Source organism: Corynebacterium suranareeae, from assembly GCF_002355155.1.
Taxonomy (GTDB): domain Bacteria; phylum Actinomycetota; class Actinomycetes; order Mycobacteriales; family Mycobacteriaceae; genus Corynebacterium; species Corynebacterium suranareeae.
The window spans coordinates 2121980-2145999 of the sequence record NZ_AP017369.1; the positions used below are offsets into that span (position 1 = coordinate 2121980).

24 protein-coding genes and 1 pseudogene are annotated in these 24020 nt (G+C 51.6%); 9 read left to right on the forward strand and 16 right to left on the reverse strand.

Annotated elements, in window-relative coordinates:
• The first annotated feature begins 33 nt into the window (after window positions 1-33).
• From N24_RS09920 to msrB, 4 genes are read left to right on the forward strand one after another with little or no spacing between them, the layout of a single operon-like run.
• Entirely contained in the window at window positions 34-372 is a 339-nt protein-coding gene (locus tag N24_RS09920) for a hypothetical protein (protein ID WP_096456542.1), read from the forward strand.
• Window positions 373-410: 38 nt separating this feature from the next.
• Window positions 411-1109: a pyrimidine reductase family protein gene (locus N24_RS09925; protein WP_096456544.1), complete on the forward strand. Its 699-nt coding sequence runs from the start codon at window positions 411-413 to the stop codon at window positions 1107-1109.
• Between the two features lie 45 nt (window positions 1110-1154).
• Window positions 1155-2393, forward strand: a complete 1239-nt coding sequence (gene aftC / locus N24_RS09930) for an arabinofuranan 3-O-arabinosyltransferase (protein ID WP_197702392.1) — start codon at window positions 1155-1157, stop codon at window positions 2391-2393.
• On the forward strand, window positions 2390-2800 hold the full coding sequence (gene msrB / locus N24_RS09935; RefSeq protein WP_096456546.1) for a peptide-methionine (R)-S-oxide reductase MsrB: 411 nt from the start codon (window positions 2390-2392) through the stop codon (window positions 2798-2800). The genes aftC and msrB overlap by 4 nt, the downstream gene beginning before the upstream one ends.
• A 19-nt stretch (window positions 2801-2819) precedes the next feature.
• Here msrB and N24_RS09940 read toward each other — a convergent pair whose 3' ends face one another.
• Both N24_RS09940 and hemQ read right to left on the reverse strand, forming a co-directional pair.
• On the reverse strand, window positions 2820-3653 hold the full coding sequence (locus tag N24_RS09940) for an IS5 family transposase (protein WP_096456548.1): 834 nt from the start codon (window positions 3651-3653) through the stop codon (window positions 2820-2822).
• Window positions 3654-4302: 649 nt separating this feature from the next.
• Entirely contained in the window at window positions 4303-5001 is a 699-nt protein-coding gene (hemQ, locus tag N24_RS09950; protein ID WP_096456552.1) for a hydrogen peroxide-dependent heme synthase, read from the reverse strand.
• Window positions 5002-5258: 257 nt separating this feature from the next.
• On the opposite strand from hemQ, the gene N24_RS09955 reads away from it, so the two are divergent.
• Both N24_RS09955 and N24_RS09960 read left to right on the forward strand, forming a co-directional pair.
• Complete coding sequence (locus N24_RS09955; protein ID WP_167382080.1) at window positions 5259-5876, forward strand: DUF3000 domain-containing protein; 618 nt, start codon at window positions 5259-5261, stop codon at window positions 5874-5876.
• A gap of 10 nt (window positions 5877-5886) precedes the next feature.
• Complete coding sequence (locus N24_RS09960; protein WP_096456557.1) at window positions 5887-7095, forward strand: ribonuclease D; 1209 nt, start codon at window positions 5887-5889, stop codon at window positions 7093-7095.
• Between the two features lie 6 nt (window positions 7096-7101).
• Here N24_RS09960 and N24_RS09965 read toward each other — a convergent pair whose 3' ends face one another.
• From N24_RS09965 to dut, 7 genes are all read right to left on the reverse strand, one after another.
• Window positions 7102-7362, reverse strand: coding sequence for a hypothetical protein (locus tag N24_RS09965; RefSeq protein ID WP_157736421.1), 261 nt, complete (start codon window positions 7360-7362; stop codon window positions 7102-7104).
• A 5-nt stretch (window positions 7363-7367) separates the two neighbouring features.
• Window positions 7368-8096 (reverse strand): hypothetical protein, encoded by a 729-nt coding sequence (locus N24_RS09970; RefSeq protein WP_096456561.1) that lies wholly within the window; start codon window positions 8094-8096, stop codon window positions 7368-7370.
• Complete coding sequence (locus N24_RS09975; RefSeq protein WP_096456563.1) at window positions 8093-8767, reverse strand: hypothetical protein; 675 nt, start codon at window positions 8765-8767, stop codon at window positions 8093-8095. The genes N24_RS09970 and N24_RS09975 overlap by 4 nt, the downstream gene beginning before the upstream one ends.
• A gap of 340 nt (window positions 8768-9107) precedes the next feature.
• Window positions 9108-11021 (reverse strand): 1-deoxy-D-xylulose-5-phosphate synthase, encoded by a 1914-nt coding sequence (gene dxs, locus N24_RS09980; RefSeq protein ID WP_096456565.1) that lies wholly within the window; start codon window positions 11019-11021, stop codon window positions 9108-9110.
• A 190-nt stretch (window positions 11022-11211) separates the two neighbouring features.
• Window positions 11212-12450 (reverse strand): class I SAM-dependent RNA methyltransferase, encoded by a 1239-nt coding sequence (locus tag N24_RS09985; protein ID WP_096456567.1) that lies wholly within the window; start codon window positions 12448-12450, stop codon window positions 11212-11214.
• A gap of 83 nt (window positions 12451-12533) precedes the next feature.
• Entirely contained in the window at window positions 12534-13370 is an 837-nt protein-coding gene (locus N24_RS09990) for a DUF3710 domain-containing protein (protein WP_096456569.1), read from the reverse strand.
• A gap of 97 nt (window positions 13371-13467) precedes the next feature.
• Window positions 13468-13917, reverse strand: a complete 450-nt coding sequence (gene dut, locus N24_RS09995) for a dUTP diphosphatase (protein ID WP_096456571.1) — start codon at window positions 13915-13917, stop codon at window positions 13468-13470.
• 65 nt (window positions 13918-13982) lie between these two features.
• Between dut and N24_RS10000 the strand changes: the two genes are divergently transcribed.
• Window positions 13983-14534: a DUF3093 domain-containing protein gene (locus N24_RS10000; RefSeq protein WP_096456573.1), complete on the forward strand. Its 552-nt coding sequence runs from the start codon at window positions 13983-13985 to the stop codon at window positions 14532-14534.
• A gap of 16 nt (window positions 14535-14550) precedes the next feature.
• Here N24_RS10000 and N24_RS10005 read toward each other — a convergent pair.
• From N24_RS10005 to N24_RS10015, 3 genes and pseudogenes are all read right to left on the reverse strand, one after another.
• Window positions 14551-14785: pseudogene (locus N24_RS10005) on the reverse strand (toxin-antitoxin system HicB family antitoxin); the annotation flags it as partial.
• Between the two features lie 186 nt (window positions 14786-14971).
• Complete coding sequence (locus tag N24_RS10010) at window positions 14972-15265, reverse strand: DUF4193 domain-containing protein (protein WP_003857344.1); 294 nt, start codon at window positions 15263-15265, stop codon at window positions 14972-14974.
• 151 nt (window positions 15266-15416) lie between these two features.
• Window positions 15417-16259: an inositol monophosphatase family protein gene (locus tag N24_RS10015; RefSeq protein WP_096456577.1), complete on the reverse strand. Its 843-nt coding sequence runs from the start codon at window positions 16257-16259 to the stop codon at window positions 15417-15419.
• A 69-nt stretch (window positions 16260-16328) separates the two neighbouring features.
• On the opposite strand from N24_RS10015, the gene ppgK reads away from it, so the two are divergent.
• Together ppgK and N24_RS10025 are read left to right on the forward strand one after the other, a co-directional pair.
• Window positions 16329-17081, forward strand: a complete 753-nt coding sequence (gene ppgK, locus N24_RS10020; RefSeq protein WP_096456579.1) for a polyphosphate--glucose phosphotransferase — start codon at window positions 16329-16331, stop codon at window positions 17079-17081.
• Between the two features lie 495 nt (window positions 17082-17576).
• Window positions 17577-19073, forward strand: a complete 1497-nt coding sequence (locus tag N24_RS10025; protein WP_167382179.1) for an RNA polymerase sigma factor — start codon at window positions 17577-17579, stop codon at window positions 19071-19073.
• Between the two features lie 950 nt (window positions 19074-20023).
• Here the strand turns inward: N24_RS10025 and N24_RS10030 are convergent.
• The 4 genes from N24_RS10030 to N24_RS10045 all read right to left on the reverse strand — a co-directional run bounded on the left by N24_RS10030 (window position 20024) and on the right by N24_RS10045 (window position 24014).
• Window positions 20024-21340 carry a DUF418 domain-containing protein gene (locus N24_RS10030; RefSeq protein WP_096456583.1) on the reverse strand — a complete coding sequence of 439 codons (1317 nt, stop codon included), beginning with the start codon at window positions 21338-21340 and terminating at the stop codon, window positions 20024-20026.
• Window positions 21341-21428: 88 nt separating this feature from the next.
• Window positions 21429-21932, reverse strand: coding sequence for a hypothetical protein (locus N24_RS10035; RefSeq protein WP_096456585.1), 504 nt, complete (start codon window positions 21930-21932; stop codon window positions 21429-21431).
• A 133-nt stretch (window positions 21933-22065) separates the two neighbouring features.
• A complete protein-coding gene (locus N24_RS10040; RefSeq protein WP_096456587.1) occupies window positions 22066-23778 on the reverse strand; it encodes a DEAD/DEAH box helicase in 1713 nt (570 codons plus the stop codon).
• Window positions 23775-24014, reverse strand: a complete 240-nt coding sequence (locus N24_RS10045; protein ID WP_003857359.1) for a DUF3039 domain-containing protein — start codon at window positions 24012-24014, stop codon at window positions 23775-23777. The genes N24_RS10040 and N24_RS10045 overlap by 4 nt, the downstream gene beginning before the upstream one ends.
• Between the last annotated feature and the right edge of the window lie 6 nt (window positions 24015-24020).

Genomic DNA, 24020 nt, shown 5'->3' on the forward strand with positions numbered 1-24020 from the left:
CTTTTCAAATCCCCTCCTCGGAAAGCAGGAACCATGTCTTCATTCACACGTCGTCTCCCTGTCACCGCAGTTACTGCAGTACTTGCCTCGTCCACCCTTCTCGCTGCGGCAACACCTGCTTCAGTTAAATGCGTGCACCCTCACTCAGAACACGTGGGCCCATTGCATGTTTATGGATCTAGTGAAAACTCAGATCGATTTGATGTGTGCGGGAAGATTGATTTCGGAACCCATTGGGAAGGCACTGGAATCCACACTGGCCAGTTTGGGTTATTTAATGTTAAGTATGCAGACAATAAGTTTTTCGTTGTCACCATTGATGATGCCGGCCTAGGCTCCTCCAACCAGAACCCCACTGGTACCTTTGGATAACACCAATCCGTGTGAACAAGCTGGCCTAGACTTGAAACATGGTCGACATCTTGGAACTCATCGGTCCCCTACCTTCTGTGTCTACGCCAGAGTTAAGGGCAATTGTCGTGACTGCCATTAATGGTTCTACCACTATTAATGGCACGTCTGGTCAGCTTGGAAATTCCACGGATACGGAACTTCTGTTGGCGCTTCGCAGGTGGTCGGATGTGGTGTTGGTGGGGTCGAGCACGGTGAAGGCTGAAAATTATGGCGGTGTGAAGGTTTCGCCTGAAATCCAGAAGCAACGCCAGGAGTTGGGTCAGGAAGCGATTCCGCCGATTGCGGTGATGTCAGGGTCGTTGAATTTTGATGTGGATACTCGCTTTTTCCTTGAGGCCGAAGTGCCGCCGATCATCATCACGGATAATTCCGATCAAACAAAGCAGCAGAGGTTGGTGGATGCTGGGGCTCAGGTTATTGAGGTGGAGACGTTGACGGCGGAGGTGGGCGTCGAAAAGCTTAGGTCTTTGGGTTACGCCCGCATTGATTGTGAGGGCGGTGCGACGTTGTATGGGCAGATGTTGGCCGCCGATCTTGTTGATGTGTGGCATCACACGATTGATCCGACGTTGTCGGGCAGCGTGGAACGCCCCACGGTGAAGGGCGGCGATGCTGCGCCGCGTCGATTCGCGTTGGAGCACGTCTTTGTCGATGATGACAGCACGTTATTCTTGCGGTATAAGCGCGCCAAGTGAGTGTTGGTCTCTCCGGATCTACTGGGTATTCGCTAGATTAGTCACGTGAGTTTCTCCCCGGTAGCACCTTCTATATCAGCCCCCACGCCGCGCCGTAGCAGGTTCGATGGCATCGGCAACGCAGTCGCATGGCCGTTGGCCATTTTATTAATGGCGCACCGCTTCTTCGTGCTTGCGATTAACGGCGCGGTCACCGACGATTTCACGACAGTTTATAGTGCTTTACGACGTTTCGTTGAAGGTGTTCCGGTCTACAACGAGGTCTACCACTTCGTCGATCCGCACTACCTTTATAACCCCGGCGCCACTCTCCTGTTGGCACCATTGGGATATATCACCCATTTCACGTTGGCACGGTGGATGTTTATTGCGGTAAACCTCGTGGCGATCGCCTTGGCTTTAGGGCTTTTAACCAGGCTGTCTGGGTGGGCGTTGCGCAGCATGGTGTGGCCCATTGCGATCGCGTTGGCGATGTTGACGGAAACTGTGCAAAACACGTTGATCTTCTCCAACATCAACGGAATTTTGCTGCTCATGCTCGCTATATTCCTCTGGTGTGTGGTGCACAAAAAGCCCTGGCTGGGTGGCCTGATCATCGGTTTAGCCATCCTGGTCAAGCCCATGTTCTTGCCACTGCTTTTCCTACCACTGGTGAAAAAGCAATGGGGAGCATTGATTCTCGGCGTCCTGACCCCAGTCCTGTTTAATGTCGCAGGTTGGTTTTTGGTTCCTGGAGCCTCCGAATACATCACCCGCACCATGCCGTATCTCGGTGAAACCCGCGATTTTGCCAACAGCTCACTTCCAGGCCTAGCCATTTATTTTGGTATGCCTACCTGGCTCGAAACAACATGGTTCTTAATCTTTGGAGCAATGGTTGGTCTAGCGGTCCTAGCCCTTTTGCGATTTCGCAACACTGAGCCCTACTTCTGGGCTGCAACCACCAGCGGCGTCCTTTTGACTGGCGTGTTCTTCCTGTCCTCTTTGGGGCAAATGTACTACTCCATGATGATTTTCCCCATGATCTTCACCCTGCTTGGAAGCCGTTCCGTATTCCACAACTGGGTCGCATGGGTTGCCGCTTACTTCTTCCTCTCCCCCGATGCCTTCACCTCACAACGCCTGCCCGACCTGGCCCGCTGGATGGAATTTTTCAGAGCCACCATCGGTTGGGGACTATTGATAGTGGTTACATTTGTCTCGGCACTAATCTGGTTCATTATCGATATCCGAGCTAAAAGAACCCCTACCCCACAGCCTGAACAATTTGAGAGGACAGCATGACAGACTTCAAACTCATCAGCGATGACCAGTGGCGCGAGCGCCTCACCCCACAGGAATTCCATGTCCTCCGCGAAGCCGGCACGGAACCACCACATGTTGGTGAATACACCAACACCACCACAGAAGGTGTGTACTCATGTCGTGCTTGTGGTGAAGAACTCTTCCGCTCAACTGAGAAATTCGAGTCCCACTGCGGTTGGCCTTCCTTCTTCTCCCCACTTGCCGGAGACAAAATCATTGAGAAAGTCGATCTCTCTCTTGGCATGCGCCGAGTCGAAGTACTGTGTGCCAACTGCGGTTCCCACATGGGCCACGTTTTTGAAGGCGAAGGCTACGACACCCCGACCGATCTTCGCTACTGCATCAACTCCATTAGCTTGACGTTGGAAGAAAAGCCGGTTTCCTAAGAGATTGCGCGGATAGGTGTCATGGTCGGCGGGCAGGCCGGGTATCCCAACGATAGCTGGTCCAGGCCTGCCGGATGAGCCGACGCACGATGATGACCGCGTTCGCCAACGCGATAAACGCCTCCACGACCCGGGCCCGCCGCTCAGTACAAAGTGCCAGTTTCTTGAAGCCACGGTTATGCCACGAATTCGTCCGCTCCACCCCCCACCGGCCCCCAGCCTGCAAGAGCTCACCCTTGGTACTGATCACCCCGTCACAACCAAGTTCTTCCAGCAGGCTCCTCGTCTTCTTCGAGTCATAACCAGCATCCAGATGCACCGTGATCGCCTCAGGCAGATCGAACCCGAACCGGCCGAGCTTGTCCAGGGTGGGGCGCAGCAACGGCGAGTCATGCAGGTTAGCTCCCGCCACCACGCACCCGATCGGGATACCTGTGCCGTCGACCATCAAAGAGCGTTTGGTTCCTTGTTTTCCCCGGTCAACCGGGGAACGGCCCGCGACTTCCCCGCCACAGGGGGCTTTGACAATACACCCGTCGACGCTTAAGTTGTCCAGCTCGAGTCCGATGATCCGGTCGTAGAACTCCAGGCAGATCTGCTCCAGCGTGTGGAAGATGCCGGTGGTGATCCACTCATCCCAGCGGGTGCGCAGCGTGGTCGCTGAACACGTGGAATCGGAGATCTTGATGTAGGAGGCGCCGAGGACGAGAACCTGGATGAGCTTGTCGAAGATGATCCGGTCAGCGATCCGTGGACGGTGGCATCCCAGCGGGTGGGTGTCGATGATCGGTGGGATCAGCGCGACGAATTGGTCCCAGATAGGTTCGATGATGGATGATGGGACGGCAGGCACGAGTGCTCCTGAGATATTTTACGTTTTCTTGGTCGAATCCGTATGTACCAGGTCTCGTGCCTGCCCTCGTTTATCACCTCACCGCAACCGCCCTATCCGCGCAATCTCTAAGCCACCCTTTTGCAAAGAGCCTTAGCTTAAAGCGCTGGGGCTCTTTTGTTTTGCCTTAAATCAACAAGTGGTGTGTGGGCCGCGGGGTGAGAGTGTGGTTTCTAAGCTCTTTATGCGCCGGGCTGCCTTACGGCCAAACCAGGAAACCCAGGATTTAAATTTGAGCGGAAAGTGGGCACCCTGGTTTGGTCGAGCTTAAATTTTCGCCTCAAACCTCAAAAGTCACACCTCCCCAGAAAAGCTTCTAAGAGGTTTTCGGGGGCTCGTCCATACAAATGCTCATATGGAAAACTCGAGGCCTTAAACAAGCGATAAATGCCTCAAGCGGTTTCAGACTTTAGGCGGTGCCAAAAGTCACCAAACACACGTGACAAGAATCTTGAAAAGTCCGAAACTTTGGCACGTATGTTTGGTTCGTACGACCTCCAACCAGACCTCCAACCAGACAGGCGTGACAAAATTTCCCCAAAATCGAAAATCTTGTCACGCCTGTCCGGATCTATTCTGGATCTACAAGAAGCCACCCACGGGCAGTTATTTAAGGAAGCACCTTAATTAGATCTGCAATGTCAACTCGCTGACCAGAGATAAACGGAAGCTCATCACGGACGTGGAGGCGAGCTTCGGTGTAGCGCATCTTGTGCATCAAATCTACAATGCGGTGCAATTCATCAGCCTCGAACGCAAGAACCCACTCGTAGTCACCCAAAGCGAATGCTGGCACAGTGTTTGCACGGACATCTGGGTAATCAGCACCAGCCTTGCCGTGTTCGCGAAGAATTCGGGAGCGCTTCAAAGGCTCCAAGAGGTACCAGTCATAGCTGCGCACGAATGGGTAGACAGTAATCCAATCCTTTGGTTCCTCACCCATGATGAATGACGGCAGGTGAGCCTTGTTGAACTCGGCTGGACGGTGGAGAGCGTTTCCGATCCAAAAGACCTCAGATACCTGACCCAGAATGGTGGTGCGGCGGAAATCAGAAAATGCTTTTTGCAGATCGCTGAATTCTTCGGCATGCCACCAGATCATGTAATCCGCGTCGGCGCGCAAACCAGAAGCGTCGTAGATACCGCGGACAACAACCTTGCCTTCTGCCTCAAGGTCAGCAAAAAACTTAGCAGCCTGCTCGGTGACTTCTGTGCGATCATCATCGAGTGCTCCAGGGATAGCACGGAACACCGCCCACTGAGAGTAGCGCTGCATCTTGTTGAGCTGTTTAATATCGAGCTCGCTCACAGGTTGACTTCCTTTCGTGGATCCACGCCAGTTTCAGTGGCCAGACCCTCTAGCGAATGAATCGTAGTGCTGTTTTACCGGCATGTTCCAACAAAACGCGCACCCAACTATCCATCATAAGTTTGATCGATGGTTTTTGGGAAAACACCCCCTGCAATATCCCCCTGTATAAGGAGAAGAAGATGCATTAACGGACAAACATTAAATAAACGGCGCGCCTCCCCAGAAGTTCCCCAACAATTAGTAAATTGCAGTTTGTGATCGATTCCGAAGCGACCTCCCAGCACAAGACCTCAGCCACCCCGGCAGAGGGTACTCCCGCGGAGTTTTCCGAAGCGGTTGAGTCTATGCACAGAGCGCGCCTGCGCCCAGAACTTACTTTGGGCACAATCAGGCCGCCTCAGCGTCTGGCACCGTTTTCGCATGCCATTGGACTCGAAGTCGGAACTCCTGATGAGACTGAAAATGTCTCCACGAACAGCGAAGGTGATTCCTTTGGGCGTCTGATTTTGCTTCATGATCCAGGTGCCGAAGAAACCTGGGAAGGAGCTATGAGACTTGTCGCCTATATTCAGGCAGACATGGATCATGCGGTAGCGTCCGACCCGCTTCTTCCAGAAGTGGCGTGGCAGTGGCTCAATGAAGGTTTAGAACAGGCAGGTGCGGGATTCACCAATCTTGGTGGAACCGTTACCTCGACAACGTCTGTGCGATTCGGTGAAATCGGCGGTCCTCCAAGTGCATATCAAGTAGAAATGCGCGCTTCTTGGACTGCTACTGGCACTGACCTGACTGCACATGTCGAAGCTTTTGCTGCTGTGCTTTCTTCTGTTGCGGGGCTTCCCCCTGAAGGTGTTACTGAACTACGAAGGTAGATTGGACACTATGGTTTCCGATCTTCTTCAACCCCGCGATGGCATTCCGCCGCTGCTTTCTACTCCTGGCGAGTTTTCTGCCGCCGCAGATGTACTAGCTAGCGGTACTGGCCCTTTCGCCATTGATACGGAACGCGCGTCCGGTTTTAGGTATGATGACCGGGCCTTTTTGATCCAAATCCGGCGTCGTGGCAGCGGAACTCTTCTTTTCGATCCAGAACAGTTCCGCCCTGAATTAACTCACGCATTAAAGCCGGTGCTTAATGGCCAAGAGTGGATTATTCATGCCGCAAGCACCGATTTACCGAGCCTCGCGTGGCTGGATCTTCACCCCGGATTGCTCTTTGACACAGAACTTGCCGGCAGACTAGCTGGATTTGATCACGTCAACCTAGCTGCCATGGTGGAACAGATTTTTGATCTCCACTTACTTAAAGGCCACGGTTCCGAGGACTGGTCCAAGCGCCCCCTGCCTGAATCCTGGCTTAACTATGCCGCACTTGATGTGGAAATGCTCTTAGAGCTTGCCGATGTCATGGCAGAAATTTTGGATAACCAAGGAAAACTCCCTTGGGCAGAGCAAGAATTCGAGCACATCGTCGAGCAATTTGCCACGGTATCCGAACCTGCACAAACCTCCTGGCAGGACCTCAAAGGTTTATCCACGCTCAAACGACCGGACCAGCTGGTCGTGGCCAGAGAAATGTGGATGGAACGTGACTCCTATGCAGCATCCCGCGATCTAGCACCAGGCAAAGTGCTATCCAACAAAGTGATTGTAGAAGTCGCCCGCGTGCTCCCCCGCACCCCCGCAGAGTTGGCACACGTCAAAGGATTCCCCGGAAGATCTCAAGGTGCGACCAAACGCTGGTTCCGCATTATCACCCGGGCACTAAAATCACCTCGACGCAATTGGCCTAAGCCACCGCAGCGCAAAGACGGCATCCCGGATCGGCGCGCGTGGGCATCCTACTACCCCGAGGAGCACGAAGTGCTCCAAGAGATTAAAGCGCTTATCGACGACCTAGCCGCCGACATCAACGTTCCCGGCGAGAATATCCTCCAGCCTTCAACCCTGCGAGTAGTCGTATGGATGGCCAAACACACCGGCGAGATCCATAATGCAGAAACACTCAACGCAGTGCTGCGCGACTACGGTGCCCGCCAGTGGCAGATTGATCAAGTGTTTCCAATTCTCTCTGCCACATTGCTGGACTGATCTGCGCTAGAATTTTCCACTCTCAATCAGTTTGCGGTTGCGCTCTAAATCAATCGCCTGGAAGCGATAATAATCCTCCAACGGGATACGCGGAGTAAAAGGATCCTTAATAGCATCAGGGCCACCAACGATATACAGCAAAGAATCACCCTCATAAAAACTCGGATCATTCCACCGAATGCCATAGGTATTTTCCAACCACTGCGAAACTAGACGGGTATTAAAGAAATCCACAATGCGCTCTTGACCACGATGATCAAAGGGCAATACTTTCAGGAAATCTGCTGACGCTTCAGGATCCTCATCATACTTGCGAAATGACGGCCCCAGATCAAAAGCTTACGCAAACCCAAATCACAATACGCTGGATAATCTTTAAGGATATACTCTGGAATTTCTGCCTTTAACGGAACATCCAATCCCTCATAACCAGGCAACCCACGTGCCCCGATTTCATACCTCCACCATTCCAGACCTGGAACATAAGATCTATCATCCGTAAAGCGAGACGCCATTGTTGTTGAGAAAACACCAACTCCCAACCTATCGCCATACCAACGCGCTCCATGTTCAATTCGTGGCTCGCGCAGTTGATAGCGAATGTGAATCTGAGCAATCCCTAGCGGATCATCAAGTGGAGGACAGCCATCCCTCTCAGCGACAGAACAATACAGCCCTTTGCCCACTTCAATATCACGCGACTCAGCCGTGGAATCAAAAGTCATGGCAATCCACCCAGGCAATGCAACGTCAACAAAAAAGAAGCGCTTGACGTAATTCTGCGGTTGCAAAATCTTTAACCAATCCGATGGAGAAGACTTTCCACTATAGAACTCACGAAACTGAAGCTCAGGACGCTCATCCTCAAAAAATGGATTCCGGCCTGGAATACTATTCCAATAGCTGGGATACGTTGACATCAGCCACCGCACATCATCCAACGTGGAACGGATAAACAATATTTGCCGACCAGCTGGGTATGAATCAAAACTAAAAGTCATTTAGGCCTCACATCACCATCAATAATCACAAAACGACCCGTGAGAAATTCAGGGTCTTGCAAATCAATACCCATCTCCATGCACAACGCATATAGCTTTTCGTGATCAAATTTTTTCCAACCACGGCCTTCAAATGAGGGTTCCCCAGGAAACTCGTAGTCAATATAATTGTGGAAGCATGAATTAAACTTGCCGCGAAAACGTTGCACCCAGCGCTCACGAAGTTGACCACCAACACGGAAGTCAAAATGCCGAAAACTAACTATTGGTGCTTCATTATCCAAAAAGTATTTGATCTGTATAGCCTCAGTTCTTCGCGCTACCCCACCATCTCTTAATGCATTATGAAGAGGCCCCGGAATTCTTGGTTCTTCAATAGGTGCGCTGAAACACCATTGAGGGTTCTTTGTTTCAGAAATAACATAAGTACTTTGCAATGATGTTTCTTGGAAGCCCTCCAACCATGTCTTAGGTGATCCCAGCTGAGGAGTCATCACAGGCGGAACAACATTACGTGGATCCACAGACTGCGCAAAAGACCACCAGGCCTCTACAGCTTCATCCAAGCTCCATTTCACCAATTCAAAAGACGGATCAAAATGACCATCCGTACCTTCAAGAAGAATCGGCTTGAGACCTTTAGGAACCTTATATGTCTCGTGTGATTTCAAAATTTCAGGACGTTACCAGCATTTATCAGAAAGCGCTGAGTATTAATTTATTAGCGATTGCATGGGCTAATCACACATCAGGCTTGAGATAGTGAAGAGATCTTTGTAAACCTCACCTCAATCCCAGCGAATCCACAAACACTGACTGGTGACATCAGCAGCACCCCGATTGATGCCGATGGGTATCGGATAGGGATTCCATCTGGTTGCCACAGCAGATACCCTTCCGCGAGATGTGGTGTCTGAGATCGCGAATGAGCAAGCCACCTGTGTAGCCGAAGCCCGCAGCTAAGGCTGCAGGCTTCGGTGGAGGGGCGCGTCGATAAGCGTGCTTGTGCTTTTAATCTTCTCCGAACAATGAATCCAGCCATCCAACGACGGTAGTTTCAATACCATCGGCGTCAAGGCCATAATCAGCGAGCACTTCGTTGCGGGAAGCGTGGTCCAGGTACTTCTGGGGTACTGCGATTTGTCGGCGAGGAGTATCCACTTCAGAAGCATTAAGCGCGTCAGAGAGCAAGGAACCCACGCCGCCGTGGATGACGCCGTCTTCGATGGTGATCACTAGATCGTGATCATCAGAAAGTGCTACCAAAGATTGTGGGATGGGGACGATCCAGCGGGGGTCGACAACCGTGACATTCACGCCGTGCTGTTTAATCCTGGAAGCAACCTCAAGTGCAACAGTTGCGCGCTCGCCTACCGCTATGATGAGAACTGATGGCGCATCATCGGTTGATTCAACATCAGTGGCGTCTTCATATGCGAGGACATCCACGCCGTCTTCCAAGGTGTCGATTGCAACAATTGGGGTTGGCAAGTCGCCTTTGGGGAAACGCACGACTGTGGGGCCATCATCAATGGAAATAGCTTCATTGAGCAGCTCACGCAACGAGTCCTCATCTCGTGGTGCCGCCACCTGCACACCTGGGACGATCGAGGTTAGAGCCATATCCCACACACCGTTGTGGCTGGCACCATCTGAGCCTGTAATACCTGAACGGTCAAGTACCAAAGTAACCGGCTGGTTGAGCATGCCTACATCCATGAGCAGCTGATCAAACGCGCGGTTTAAGAAGGTGGAGTAAATAGCCACCACCGGGTGCTTTCCACCCAACGCTAAACCAGCAGCCGAGGTCACTGCATGTTGTTCGGCGATTCCGACGTCAAAGAAACGATCAGGGAAATTCGCTTCGAATTTGGACAGACCTGTAGGGCCTGCCATCGCGGCGGTAATGGCCACCACGTTTTCATTCTGTGCGCCGATTTTGACAAGCTCATCACTGAACACAGAAGTCCAACCAGGCTTCGATTGAGACTTTGGAGCACCCGTAAGTGGATCTATAACACCTGTGGAGTGCATCAATTCATCCAAATCCTGCTCAGCTGGCGCGTAACCACGGCCCTTTTCAGTGACCATGTGCACAATGATGGGACCGTCATAGTCATGGGCGTATTTCAGCGCATTGTCTACGGCTTTTTGGTTGTGTCCATCTACTGGGCCAACGTATTTCATACCCAGTTCAGGGAACATCTCAGTGGGAATGACAGTGCTCTTCACACCTTCTTTGAACGCGTGAAGCGCTTCAAAAGTACGCTCCCCTACCCATCCCATGGATTTCAGAGACGTCTTGCCTTTTTCCATGAATCGGTCATAGAAAGGCTGCATCCTTAAGCCAGCGAGGTTTTCTGCGAACCCGCCGATTGTTGGTGAATAACTGCGGCCATTGTCATTGACAACGACGACAACTTTGCGGTCTTTAGCAGCAGCAATATTGTTCAACGCTTCCCAGCACATGCCGCCTGTTAAAGCACCATCGCCGACAACCGCGACAACGCTGTGCTCGGTATCGCCATCCAACTGCTTGGCTTTAGACAAGCCATCCGCATAGGACAAAGCAGCTGAAGCGTGTGAAGACTCAGTCCAATCATGCTCACTTTCCGCACGGCAGGTGTAACCAGAAAGCCCATCTTTTTGACGCAAAGAATCAAAATCCTTAGCGCGACCCGTCAAGATCTTATGCACATAAGACTGATGAGAAGTATCAAAAATGATTGGATCGTGAGGCGAATCAAAGACCCGATGAAGGCCAATGGTTAATTCCACTACGCCTAAATTTGGGCCAAGGTGGCCACCAGTTGCTGCGACTTTATCGACGAGGAAAGATCGGATCTCTTTGGCAAGTGTGTCCAAATCCTCATCATTAAGGGCTTTTAAGTCAGCAGGTGTTGAAATACTGTTCAGAATTCCCATTGGCGTGAGTCAAACACCTTTGCTTCTCGGATGCGGACGGATGTTCAATTGTGTCTGGCTGGCGACACTATTTATGTGCAATTAGCACGATTAGTGCCGATGACACTTTTTGTGCAGGTGACGAAACAAAAACGCACCTGCGTTGTTGGAGCTATATTACTCTGTGACGCGCACCAAGGCTTAATCCGCCTTAGGAAACGCGGACAAATACACCAATTGTCTCAAAGTGGTGAGTGCCAGGGAACGCATTAAACACCGCCAATTGATCCAATTCGTAGCCGTTTACCTTCCAATCGGCAACATCGCGTGCAAAGGTCGCTGGGTCACATCCGATATGGATAACCAGCTGAGGCTTGGACTCCGCAATGTTTTTTAATACATCACTACCTGCACCAGTGCGTGGAGGATCCAACACAACCACATGAGGTGAAGGCAACTGAGAAGCCATGCCCTCAACCCGACCAGTGTGGAAAGTAACTGGCAATCCTGCCAACGCCTCTTCACCTGCTTCTGCCGAACCTGGGGAAAGTTCTACAGAATGGACATGCGCTTTTAGCTTGTCGACGATAACCGGCGCGAACAGGCCGACACCGCCGTACAGGTCCCAGGCAACAGGGCCACGCTTATCGACGTCCACCAGCTCCAGTCCGTTTAATGCTTCGGCGATGAACTCTGAATACGCTGCAGGAGCCTTGGTGTGCGCCTGCCAGAAGGAAGACACTGGGAACTTCCAGGTGTAATCACCGACGGTTTGTTGAACCTCGCCGGTACCTTCCAGCACTTTGAGGACGGTTTCCGTGCGTCGACCACGAGGCGCTTTGCGAGATTCCACGATGTGGCGCTGTCCGGCATCATCAATCGCGGCAATGATTTCCACACCAGGAGTGAAAAGGCGCGCGCCCTCCCCGACCAAGCCTTCAAGAAGTTCTGGCACTACCTGAGAACAGGCAACATCAGTGACCAACTCATTGGACTTAAGTTTGCGGAACCCGGCGCGACCAGAAGCATCCACGCCAAGGCGAACGCGAGTACGCCATCCAGCAGTTGGAGCTAAATCATGAAGCTCAAAGGTTGGAAGTTCATCAATTCCACCGATTCGCTCCAGCTGATCACGAAGCACTCGGGATTTGATGTCAAGTTCTACGGTTGGGTTGAGCTCTGCGTAGTCACAGCAGCCTGCTCCTGCAGCAGCTGCAGGACAGCGGGAATCCACGCGGTCAGGAGATGGTGTGATGACATTGACCACGCCACCTCGTGCCCATTTCTTTTTCAGCTGTGCGATTTCTACCTCGACGACATCCCCTGGGATGCCGCCTTGGACAAAGATAACTCGGCCATCGTGGTGTGCGATGCCTTCACCGCCGTGAGCTGGCCTAAGCACCTCAACGGAAATGATGTCGCCTTTGGCGAGTTCGACGGTGTCAGTCATTTAAGTGTAGTCCTCGTTTCACTTGAAAAATCCTGTCCAATGAGCTTTTGGTGAGCTTTTAGGACAGCGCAAAGAGTTTAACCTTACTCTGGGTTAGCGGAATTACCTTGATTTGGGTTCTGAGCAGGCGCAACGTTTCCACTTTGGGCGTTTTTCTGTTGCGCTGCGCGCTGTGCCATTGCTTGTTGAACTTGTTCAGCTAATTGCTTAGGTAAGGCCACCGGAAGTGGACTTCCAGCAAGGATCGGGGCATCACCACGGTTGACAAAAGTGCGGGCGATGACTTCTCGGCCAAGATCACGCATGTCATCTGCGCGGTCAGCTGGGCTGATCATGGTCATGCGCAGCATCCACCGTGGGCCATCCACACCTGCGATGCGGATTTGGCGGTCATTTGCTTCGCCTACTACTTCCCTGCCCCACGGCCCCTTTTCAACGCGCACTGTCAGGCCATCACGGCGCATGCCCTCTGCGATCTCTTTGGTGGCTTCGCGCCATTGTCCAGCAGAGGTTGGAGCGGCAAAAGCTACTGGGGTGATCCGACCGTACTGGGTGACAACGTGGAGCATCCGTGGGCCTTGCTCGCCCATTTCCACTTGGACTTCGGAGTTTTGTGGAAGAGGAACCTGAATGGAACCAAGATCTAGGACGCCTTTGGCAAAGTCAGAGAAATCAAAGTCCTGGATATCTACTGAACCTGCATCAAAAGGACCGGTTTCGCCGTTAATGGCATCGTGTTCCGGGTCGGGTTCTCCAACTGACGGATCTACCTCAACTTCTGGTTGCTCACCTAAGTTGCGGAGTGCTTCCGGTACTGAACTAGTTTCAGGGGCTACAGGTGCTGCTGGGGCATCCTGAACGTTTTCTTCAGGAGTTGTTTCAGCTGATTCTTTTTTCTTACCAAAAGGCCATAGAGCCATGAGTTACTTTTCCGTCCTTTGCTTTCGCGTTTCTAATCCGTTCCAGTCTAGGAGGATTGTGTATTCCTGCCACCCAATTTAAGTAGTTGGGGTGGATTTACGCTGTTTTTCCGGTGGAACCGTAGCCCTGATCGCCACGGACGGTGTCGTCGAGTTCTTCTACTTCTTCAAAATCAACAAGCTCCACCTTTTGGATCACCAGCTGTGCGATGCGATCTCCCCTGGTAATCGTGATGGGCTTTTCTGGATCCAGGTTAATCAAGCACACTTTGATTTCTCCGCGGTAATCCGCATCAATGGTTCCAGGTGCGTTGACAATGCTTAGTCCTTCGCGTGCAGCGAGTCCCGAACGGGGGTGAACCAACCCAACAGTTCCTAATGGCAATGCAATAGCAACACCGGTGCCAACGATTTCACGCTGCCCCGGTGCAATAACCGTGCTTATCGTGGCGTGGAGATCTACTCCGGCATCCCCACGGTGGGCACGCTTTGGAAGCGGGAGGTCTTTATCAAGGCGGACAAGTTTGATAGGTGCTAAATCAGTCACAGTTTTTAGCGTACCTACCCTGCGGGAAATGATCTTAAATGACCCGTGGGATAGGATTACCTATTGTGACTGATTCCCGACAACCTGATTCTGCATCTTCTGCTCCCTCTGGCAATGGCGCTGATGGAGTAACCACAATCTATAGGGAACGCCAGTGGGTGCCTTGGTATTGGTGGCTAGCAATGGCGTTTGTTGTCGCCTTGCTTACTGCACAATTTGGCCTCAACCGAAATGAATATTGGATCTATATTCCAGCGGTGTTGTTATCGGTCATTGGTGTGTGGGTACTGGTCACCATGTCTAATACGGTGATTGCCGTGGAACAAGACGCTGATGGCACCAGGTGGTTAATCGCAGGTCAAGCAAACTTACCTTCTGATGTTGTCTCACGCTCCCTGGCGGTACCTGCAACAGCCAAACGCAACGCCATGGGTCGACAGCTTGACCCGGCAGCGTTTGTGGTCTCACACGGTTGGGTGCCAGAAATGGTGATGTTGGTGCTGGACGATCCCGAGGATTCCACCCCATATTGGTTAGTTGGTTGCAAGAATCCAGAAGCTTTATTGCGCGCTTTTGTTCCTGAACAAGCTGACGCCGCACTTGCAGATTTCCATTAGGCAGCCGCAAGTTTCTAATTTTTTGGTGCAGCGAAGTAGAAGTCCGAACATTAACCGAGCGGAACCGGAGCTTTCTCCCCGTTCTGCTCCAAATCTTCGATTACTTCAGCAACAAGATGAAGCAGTCCTGATTCTGCTTTCTGGCGATCAGATGCGAGCCAAGATAACGATGGAAATTCAGCCACAGTGGCTACGTATTCCTGATCTTCTTCAGACCAGAACACTTTGTAAGTGTATTTGTTGACATCCATGTGAGCTACTCTTGCTCTCAACTTTTTAAGATGATTAGCTTTTCCGTTAGCACCTTGAATACTAATGCATAAAATTGCGCTTAGATCAAAAGAACTAACGCAACGACCATAGGCAGCAAGAAACCCCGTTTACCGGATCATTGGTAGACGGGGTTAGGTAACTCTGGACTAATTACGCACCCAGATTTATGCACAGTCAAGGCAGATGATGGATCCATCTGGCTCAACGTGTGACTTGCGGTTGTTGCGCTGCACAAGGAAGCAGCTTGCGCAGGTAAATTCATCCGCACGGCGAGGAACCACGTCTACGTTTAGTTCTTCACCGGAGAGATCAACGTTGGGGATCTCAAAGGACTCGACGATTTCACCGTCATCGTCCATGTCACTATTGGCGTTTTCTACAGCCTTCAAACCTTCGAGAGAGTCAGTCTCTAGTTCGTCTTCTACGCGGCGACGTGGTGCGTCGTAATCGGTAGCCATCTTTAGTTCCTCCCGAGTGGGTGTCGTTCACTAGCCGTGCACAAACGCATTTTGCGTTGTGCAGCTTCATGCGCGCATAGTAAAGGAGTTTTTCCCTCTTGTCATACTGCCAGGTCAGAGGCACAAAATTCGGGGCAACTTTGATGGCTTGTTAACGGTCTAAAGCGTTAAACGCACCAAGGACCTCAAAATGAGCGTGCGCATCATCGAAAACACCGGGGGCTGCCGCGAAACAAATCTCTCCTGATGATCCTGGAATTGACAGCCCTGGGGCGCGCACAAATGCTCCAGCTTCAGAGGCAATGAGGCTGCCTGCGGCAAAGTCCCAACAGTTCAGGCCATGTTCGTAGTAAATATCTACCTGCCCATCGGCAAGATGGCATAGATCTAAAGCGGCGCTGCCCATGCGTCGAATATCCCGCACTGTGGGCAAAATTTTGGTTAATAGATCGGCTTGGAGGGAGCGTCGTAAAGCGGAATAGCTAAACCCGGTGGCAACCAGGGACTCGCTGACCACGGTGGCTGCTGAGGCCTTGAGCGGCACGATTTCATCGCGCTCAGGCAGATATTTGCTTGCGCCTTCATGGCGCGCGGCGGTGTACAGCACTCCGGTGACCACGTTGATCACCGCGCCTGCCACGACCTCACCGTCGATCGCCGCAGCGATCGAGACGGCATATTGAGGCAGGTCATAAAGGAAGTTGACGGTGCCGTCAATGGGGTCAACAATCCAGGTCACCCCGCTTATCGACGCCGTCCCCGTCCCTTCCTCACCAATCAGCCCATCTTTAGGCCGAAGTTCCTGCAACCTATTGGCGATAAAATCTTCCGCCAAAGTGTCCACCACAGTCACTGGGTCCACTGTCGAACTTTTGGTGTTGGTGTAGTCCCACAAATTATCAAGCTCGCCGCGCTTATCCCTGATACGTGCAGCAGTCAGCGTGGCGGTCTCGGCGGCAATCGCGCGCAACTCATTAAAAGATTGTTGTTCCATATCCCCATCATGGTTGTTTTTTTAAAAACTTGCCTGCCAAAAGCGAAAGTGATTTGTACACTTGGGCGCATGACTGAGACTGGATTTGGAATTGATATCGGTGGCTCCGGCATCAAAGGTGCCCGGGTTAACCTTAAGACCGGTGAGTTTATAGATGATCGCATCAAAATCGCCACCCCGAAACCAGCAACCCCCGAAGCTGTCGCCGAAGTAGTCGCAGAGATTATTTCGCAAGCAGACTGGGATGGCCCAGTCGGAATCACCTTGCCTTCTGTCGTTCGTGAGCAAATCGCACTCTCGGCAGCCAATATTGATAAATCATGGATCGGCACCGATGTGCACGAACTTTTTGATCGCCATCTTGGTGGCCGAGAAATCACCGTCCTCAACGATGCAGATGCCGCTGGAATCGCCGAAGCAACCTTCGGAGACCCCGTAGCCCGCGAAGGCGCATCCATTCTGCTTACCTTGGGCACGGGAATCGGATCCGCTTTTCTCATCGATGGACAATTGTTCCCCAACACCGAACTTGGTCACATGATTGTCGACGGTGAAGAAGCCGAACATCTAGCCTCAGCCGCAGTTAAAGAAAACAACGATCTGTCATGGAAGAAGTGGTCCAAACGCCTCAACAAAGTGTTGAAAGAGTATGAGAAACTCTTCTCCCCTTCCGTTTTTATCATCGGAGGTGGAATTTCCAGAAAACACGAAAAGTGGCTTCCACTCCTTGACATTGAAACTGCAGTTGTCCCAGCACAACTACGAAATCGAGCCGGAATTGTAGGAGCCGCAATGGCCGTGAATAAACACCTCGCACCTTAAACGACACATCGGTGATTTTTGCCCCAGGTCTTGATTCACAGCGCGCCTTGCTGTAGGAAAAACAGGCCTTTTGTGACATCAGCGTAGTTGTTCAACTATAATGGAACGCTGATCGTGGACAAGAGTTAACCATGAGATTGATTCACCCCCTTTAAGCCTCCAAAAAAGTAGTTGACTCAACGCATTTCGGATTTTTAAAAGCATTTAAAAGCCGAGAGCAAATGAGACTTTCCAGGAGAAGGCACCAGGGACATGAACAATTGATCGGCTGACCAATTTCATGGAGATGCACCCTAAGTTTTGGGGATACTTTTCGGCGTTTCTGGGGAACAAATACGTTTCTCTATTGTTGTATATAGGTATTCGCACTTAAAAACATCTCTATGGAAAGAAGCTAGGCGGAAAGGGCGTTAGGTATTTGCCATTGAATCCTCAGCATCACTCGGATCAGTCGGAGATGTCGATGAAAATGCACCAGGAGCCGTGGAGAGCAGCATGGTAGAAAACAACGTAGCAAAAAAGACGGTCGCGAAAAAGACCGCACGAAAGACCGCGCGCAAAGCAGCCCCGCGCGTGGCAACCCCATTGGGAGCAGCACCAGAGTCTCCTATCTCAGCCACCCCTGCGCGCAGCATCGATGGCACCTCAGTTGCTGACACTCCGGTAGAGGCAACCGAAGCCGTAGAGGCCACCACCCCTGCAGCAAAAGCCCCTGCCAAAAAGGTTGCGAAAAAGACTGCAAAGAAAACGGCACGCAAGGCACCTGCTAAGAAAACTGCAGCCAAGAAGGTAGCAGCTCCTAAGGCAGCACCTGAGACCGCTAAGGATGAAGAAGCACCTATCGACGACGATGAGGACAACCTCATTCAAGACGAACAGGACTTCGACGGCGATGAAGACTTCGTTGACGGCCTTGGCGATGACGAAGAGGAAGAAGACGGCGTCGAACCCCTCGGAGAAGAGGAAGACGACGAAGAGGAAGACGGCTCATCTGTTTGGGATGAGGACGAATCCGCGACCCTTCGCCAGGCCCGCAAGGACGCTGAGCTCACCGCTTCCGCTGACTCCGTTCGCGCTTACCTCAAGCAAATCGGTAAAGTTGCCCTGCTTAACGCTGAACAAGAAGTCTCCCTAGCAAAGCGCATCGAAGCCGGCCTCTACGCAACCCACCGCATGGAGGAAATGGAAGAAGCTTTCGCCGCTGGAGACAAGGATGCAAAGCTGACTCCAGCCGTCAAACGTGACCTGCGCGCCATTGCTCGCGATGGACGCAAGGCCAAGAACCACCTGCTTGAAGCCAACCTTCGTCTGGTTGTCTCCCTGGCTAAGCGCTACACCGGCCGCGGCATGGCATTCCTTGACCTTATCCAGGAAGGCAACCTCGGTCTGATTCGTGCCGTGGAGAAATTCGACTACTCCAAGGGTTACAAGTTCTCCACCTACGCAACTTGGTGGATCCGTCAGGCCATCACTCGTGCCATGGCAGACCAAGCACGAACCATCCGTATTCCAGTCCACATGGTTGAAGTGATCAACAAACTTGGTCGCATCCAGCGTGAACTACTCCAGGAACTCGGACGCGAACCCACCCCACAGGAACTGTCCAAAGAAATGGACATCTCCGAAGAAAAGGTTCTGGAGATCCAGCAGTACGCCCGCGAACCCATCTCGCTGGACCAGACCATCGGCGATGAAGGCGATAGCCAACTCGGCGACTTCATCGAAGACTCCGAAGCCGTCGTGGCAGTCGATGCGGTTTCCTTCACCTTGCTGCAAGACCAACTGCAAGATGTTCTGGAGACCCTCTCCGAACGTGAAGCCGGCGTAGTGAAACTCCGCTTCGGCCTGACTGACGGAATGCCACGCACTTTAGACGAAATCGGTCAAGTCTACGGTGTTACCCGTGAACGTATCCGCCAGATTGAGTCCAAGACGATGTCTAAGCTGCGCCACCCATCGCGCTCCCAGGTTCTGCGCGATTACCTGGACTAGTTTCCAGTAGAGCTTTAAAAAAACCGGACCGAAATCATTTCCATTTAAGGAGAAGATTTCGGTCCGGTTTTCTTATTGCAGGAGGCTATGAGTTGCCTGCGTTGGAAGAAGTGGATATTCGCACGTCATTTAAGCCACCTTTCACAACTGATCCTTAGGTTCCGTGGCGCATCGCTTCGTGTTGCTTCGGTGCAGTCGTGGACAAATCACTTACCCACTGTGCGATGCGAGTAATTTGTTCAGGGCCATGCATGGATACCGCAATATGCGACCAAATCCATAGGATGATCAAAAATACTTGGTCGCCAGATCAAATATGTGGACCTGCAAAACGTCATATATGACCAAAACCAGATCGCCCACAAGTGTCCTTGGTCTCCAGATGAACTGCGGTGAAAAACTGCTCAAACAGCTCAGAAAAAGTGGCCCTCTAAAACCGCCTCTCACGGCCTTTAAGACCTCAATTGATACAAACACTCATTGGATAAAATCAACGCCTTAAACAAGCGATAAACACGTTGGCTTCTTAAGTACGATTTCACGGTACCGAGTTCGCAACAGCAATACCGCAAGCTCAATTTCGCAACTCCAATTTCCCTCGGTTTTGGATGATTTTCCTAGTGGTCTCGAACTTAAGAAATTGAGCACAAGGGATTGGAAGTGCGGTCTCGAACTTAAAGAGGACTCAAGGTGGAGCTGCATAAGTACTACAGGACGACTTCACGGTGACGACTTCTCGTACTCAACTTCTTAATAGGCGACTTCGCTACAAAATCAGCCCAAGGCCTACTGAAGTCGTATGACGTGAAGTTGAGTACGTGAAGTCGCCTGTTAAGCAGTCGCACTTAAGAACCCGCCAGGTGGCATTGCCTCAGGGACAAACGTTTAAGATGCGGTCGACACCCTGATTGAGCCAGAACTCAGAAACTTACTTTTATCCACTACCCCGCCTAGTCCCCTTGAGAATATTTATCCGATGCTTTCCCCAAAGGTTCAGTTCCTGGAATCTGCTGATAGGAAGATGGAAGTTGTTTGGGCACGTAAGGGTCCTGTAACCCCTTTTTGCCGTAGGCCATGTACCTGTGTACTGCTTCGAATGGTCCACGTTTTCCGGCTACTTCCAAGCCGTATGCAGCAAGAAGGGTTACCAGCCATACGCAGATTGCCACACCTGCTCCTGCAAGTATGCCTCCGCCTTGACCGATTCCGAGTGTGAAGGTTTGTGCGAAGATAAGAAATAGTATGGACTGTCCAACATATCCGCTCATTGAGCGAGCGCCCAGTGCTGCGATCATTTTGACAGGTAGGGGTAATGCAGCATTTCCTTCGTTGATTTTTCGTTGCAGGGGTTGAACTAATAGCGCTACTGCGGCAACAATTCCAGGTCCTGTCAGCGCACCAATGGCTTGATTAAGTCCGCTGAAGACGGTAGCTGTTTGGGAAGAAAACACCCCAATTTCGGCTAGTCCCCATGGAATTCCAACGAGCACTGCAATGGCAATGAATACCCATGTTGCAATCCATAGTGGTTTTCTAAATTCATCGACACGGGAGAGCACTCGGTGGCGTGCAGCAATGTAGCCAACAATCATCACAGGCATGAGCATGAGCATTTCCACTGGTACTGCTCCTATTTGCAGTGGCACAGAAAGTAAACCAACACCTAAGTATCCCCAGTAGGACGAAGTTGCACCTCCGAGAATTGCTGTTGATTGATCTGCTGAGAAATCTACAACCAGTGGAAGTATTACCCCGAGTCCAATTCCAAAAAGGGCATAGACAACGGCCATGACCCCGGCAATCCACCACAGTGCTTTGTCTTTAAGTGTCATCAGGAGAGCAAATGTCATGCCAGCAACACCGTAGAAGAACATGATGTCGCCCCAAAAGAGAAATATCATGTGGATGATTCCGAATAGGGCCAGGAATCCATAGCGTCGAAGCAACACTCCCCTGGCTGAAGTGTCTGGATATTGGCGCCGCCAGAGGCTGTAGACAATCATGCCCACGCCGTATCCAAGCAGAGTGGAAAACATCGGCAGGCCACGGACATGGATAAACATTGTGGCTATGACAGCGTAGATTTTCTCAAAAATGGAGTCATGGACAATGCCGCCAATGGAACGCGCTGTGGCTGTACTGGGCGCGGTGATCCAGGCGGTTGAAACGTTGGCCATTGCGATTCCTAAGAGCGCGAGACCTCGGGCCACGTCGGGAGAGAGGATCCTGGTCTTTTGCGCGCTACGCACCGCTACTTGTTTAGACATGCTTTCCTTTAGGTTTAGATCTAATTGTCAAAAGAAAATCCTGTGGCATTCATCAGCTGCCACAGGATTTCATGAAAAGTGTTTGAGTCTAATTGAAGAGGTCTTCAACACATTGCTGTTGCGCGGCAGGATCCACAAGTGTTGCACATTCTTGAAGACCGGAATTACTCAGCACAACAACAAAAATAATAAAGATAGCTGCAGTAATAAGCAGGGTCAGGATCGATAAAATCAGACCCGTGATGGCAAAGCCCTTGCGCTTGTTTGGGCCGTTGATGTTTTTTGCTTTAACCAACGCGATGATGGAAACAATGATGCCGGCGATAGCAATGACCGGAGCTATTACCGCAGAAACAACGGCGACAAGAGCTACCAGTGATGCGATACCCAAACCAAGCGCCCATGCAGCTGCCGTGTTTTTCGGCGCGTTCAGTGGTGAGTTTTCAAAACCACCGGTGTATCCGGTGTTGTAGGGATCTTGAAAACCCGGTTGCTGAGCTGCATACGGTGAACCTTGGTTGGCATCAAAGGGAATGTTTGCGCCATCGCCTTGGTTGTTGGGTTCACCGTAAGGGTAGTTCGGAGTGGTCATTGTCTGGCCTTTCCAGGAAGTTGTGGACAATTTTCATTGCACAAAGCTATGTATTTTTACGCCCAAACCACCATACCCCCAACATCCGTTTGGGACATTGGGGGTATGGATATTGCAACGAAAATGTTATCCGCTACCACTTCCGCAGGTAGTCAATGCGGGCGCGTAATTGTTCCGCGCTACAAAGTGCGGTTGGCGGACCACCGCAGTGCTTGCGCGCTTCTGTATGAATTGCGCCGTGTGGGCGTCCAGTTCGACCCGAGGTGATAGACACAATGGTGTTGAGTTCCTTGCGTAGGCGTGGGATCTCATCACTAGCTACCTCTTGCACGGGTTTTTCGTGGATTTCTGCTTCACGTTGTTTTTGTTTTTCCAACTCTTTGCGGCGGCGTTCTTCTGCGTCGCGTGCATCGAGTTGTTCTTCCTGGCGTTTCCGGAGTAGTTCGCGCATCTGTTCTGCATCAAGCAGCCCAGGAAGACCAAGGTAGTCTGCTTCCTCGGCAGATCCAGAGAAGGTGCCAGTTCCGTAGGTGGAGCCGTCATAGATCAAGGAATCTAGTTCGGCATCAGCACCCAAGGATTCATATTTAGGCAGGTCATCTGGTTCTGATTCTTTGCGGTTTGCCTCTTGAAGAAGCTCATCATCCCACCCTTCTTTGGGGCGATGAGGTTTACCCAGGACGTGATCGCGAGACACTTCAAGTTTTTCTGCCAGTTCTAGAAGCACTGGAACGGACGGCAAAAAGACTGATGCTGTTTCACCGGGCATGCGTGATCGCACGAAACGACCAATTGCCTGGGCAAAAAACAGTGGCGTGGAGGCAGAGGTTGCATAGACACCAACGGCAAGGCGTGGGACGTCCACACCTTCTGACACCATTCGTACAGCCACCATCCATTCATCGGTGGATGCAGAGAACTCATCGATGCGTTCTGATGCCCCAGCCTCATCGGACAAAATCACCGCGACTGGCGTGGAAGATAGCGTGCCTAAAATTTTCGCGTAGGCACGTGCTGTTTTTGTATCAGAAGCGATGACTAGACCGCCTGCATCAGGGATGTTTTGTCGCAGCTGCATCAGCCTGGTGTGGGCTGCTGACAAGACAGCAGGGATCCAGTCACCTTTGGGATCAAGTGCGGTTCGCCATGCTTTGGCTGTTTGTTCCGCGTTGAGCGGTTCGCCGAGCCGTGCTGCGTATTCCTCGCCAGCGCTGTCGCGCCACCGTGCTTCACCTGAATATGCGAGGAAGACAACAGGGCGGACTACTCCATCTGCAAGTGCTTCTGAGTAGCCGTAGGTGTGGTCCGATTTGGATACCAGGTGGCCTTCTTCGTCTTCTTGATAGCGCACAAAAGGAATTTGTGAATCATCGGAACGAAATGGCGTACCAGTAAGCGCTAGGCGGTGTTCGGCATCGCGATATGCCTGGCTGATGCCGTCACCCCAGCTTTTGGCGTCACCACCATGGTGGATCTCATCTAAGATCACCAAAGTTCGGCGTGCCATGGCCAGCTGATAGTGCTTGAACGGGTGCATGGACACCTGGGCGTATGTCACACAGATGCCATCATAAGCAGGGTTGATGCTGCCGGAGTTTTTAAACTCTGGGTCTAATGCCAGTCCCACTCGTGCAGCAGATTGTGACCACTGGACTTTTAGGTGTTCAGTGGGCACAACCACGATGATGCGATCAACTGTGCGCGATGCTTTTAACTCCGTGGCTACGCGCAACGCAAACGTAGTTTTACCTGCACCGGGGGTTGCCACGGCCAGGAAGTCACGGGGTTTTTCAGCAAGAAATTTATCCAGAGCTGCGCGCTGCCACGCTCTTAGATTAGAACTCACTTCTTACGCATACCCTTAAAAATTCTCTCGCAGTCCGGGCACACTGGTGAGCCGGGCTTGGCTTGTTTGGTGACAGGGAAGGTTTCGCCGCATAGGGCAACAACCATGCGACCACTAACGGCGGACTCCACGATTTGGTCCTTCTTCACGTAGTGGAAGAACTTCGGGGTGTCGTCGCTTGTCGCGTTATCTTCCCTGACATCGGGACGTTCAATGGTCTTTGTTGTTGTTCTCACTTAAAC

Excerpts from the sequence above, each read along its gene's own strand:
- N24_RS09920 (WP_096456542.1), top strand. The coding sequence starts at position 34 with ATGTCTTCATTCACACGTCGTCTCCCTGTCACCGCAGTTACTGCAGTA.
- N24_RS09925 (WP_096456544.1), top strand. The coding sequence starts at position 411 with ATGGTCGACATCTTGGAACTCATCGGTCCCCTACCTTCTGTGTCTACG.
- msrB (WP_096456546.1), top strand. The coding sequence starts at position 2,390 with ATGACAGACTTCAAACTCATCAGCGATGACCAGTGGCGCGAGCGCCTC.
- N24_RS09960 (WP_096456557.1), top strand. The coding sequence starts at position 5,887 with ATGGTTTCCGATCTTCTTCAACCCCGCGATGGCATTCCGCCGCTGCTT.
- N24_RS09970 (WP_096456561.1), bottom strand. The coding sequence starts at position 8,096 with ATGACTTTTAGTTTTGATTCATACCCAGCTGGTCGGCAAATATTGTTT.
- dxs (WP_096456565.1), bottom strand. The coding sequence starts at position 11,021 with ATGGGAATTCTGAACAGTATTTCAACACCTGCTGACTTAAAAGCCCTT.
- N24_RS09985 (WP_096456567.1), bottom strand. The coding sequence starts at position 12,450 with ATGACTGACACCGTCGAACTCGCCAAAGGCGACATCATTTCCGTTGAG.
- N24_RS09990 (WP_096456569.1), bottom strand. The coding sequence starts at position 13,370 with ATGGCTCTATGGCCTTTTGGTAAGAAAAAAGAATCAGCTGAAACAACT.
- N24_RS10010 (WP_003857344.1), bottom strand. The coding sequence starts at position 15,265 with ATGGCTACCGATTACGACGCACCACGTCGCCGCGTAGAAGACGAACTA.
- N24_RS10015 (WP_096456577.1), bottom strand. The coding sequence starts at position 16,259 with ATGGAACAACAATCTTTTAATGAGTTGCGCGCGATTGCCGCCGAGACC.
- ppgK (WP_096456579.1), top strand. The coding sequence starts at position 16,329 with ATGACTGAGACTGGATTTGGAATTGATATCGGTGGCTCCGGCATCAAA.
- N24_RS10025 (WP_167382179.1), top strand. The coding sequence starts at position 17,577 with ATGGTAGAAAACAACGTAGCAAAAAAGACGGTCGCGAAAAAGACCGCA.
- N24_RS10030 (WP_096456583.1), bottom strand. The coding sequence starts at position 21,340 with ATGTCTAAACAAGTAGCGGTGCGTAGCGCGCAAAAGACCAGGATCCTC.
- N24_RS10035 (WP_096456585.1), bottom strand. The coding sequence starts at position 21,932 with ATGACCACTCCGAACTACCCTTACGGTGAACCCAACAACCAAGGCGAT.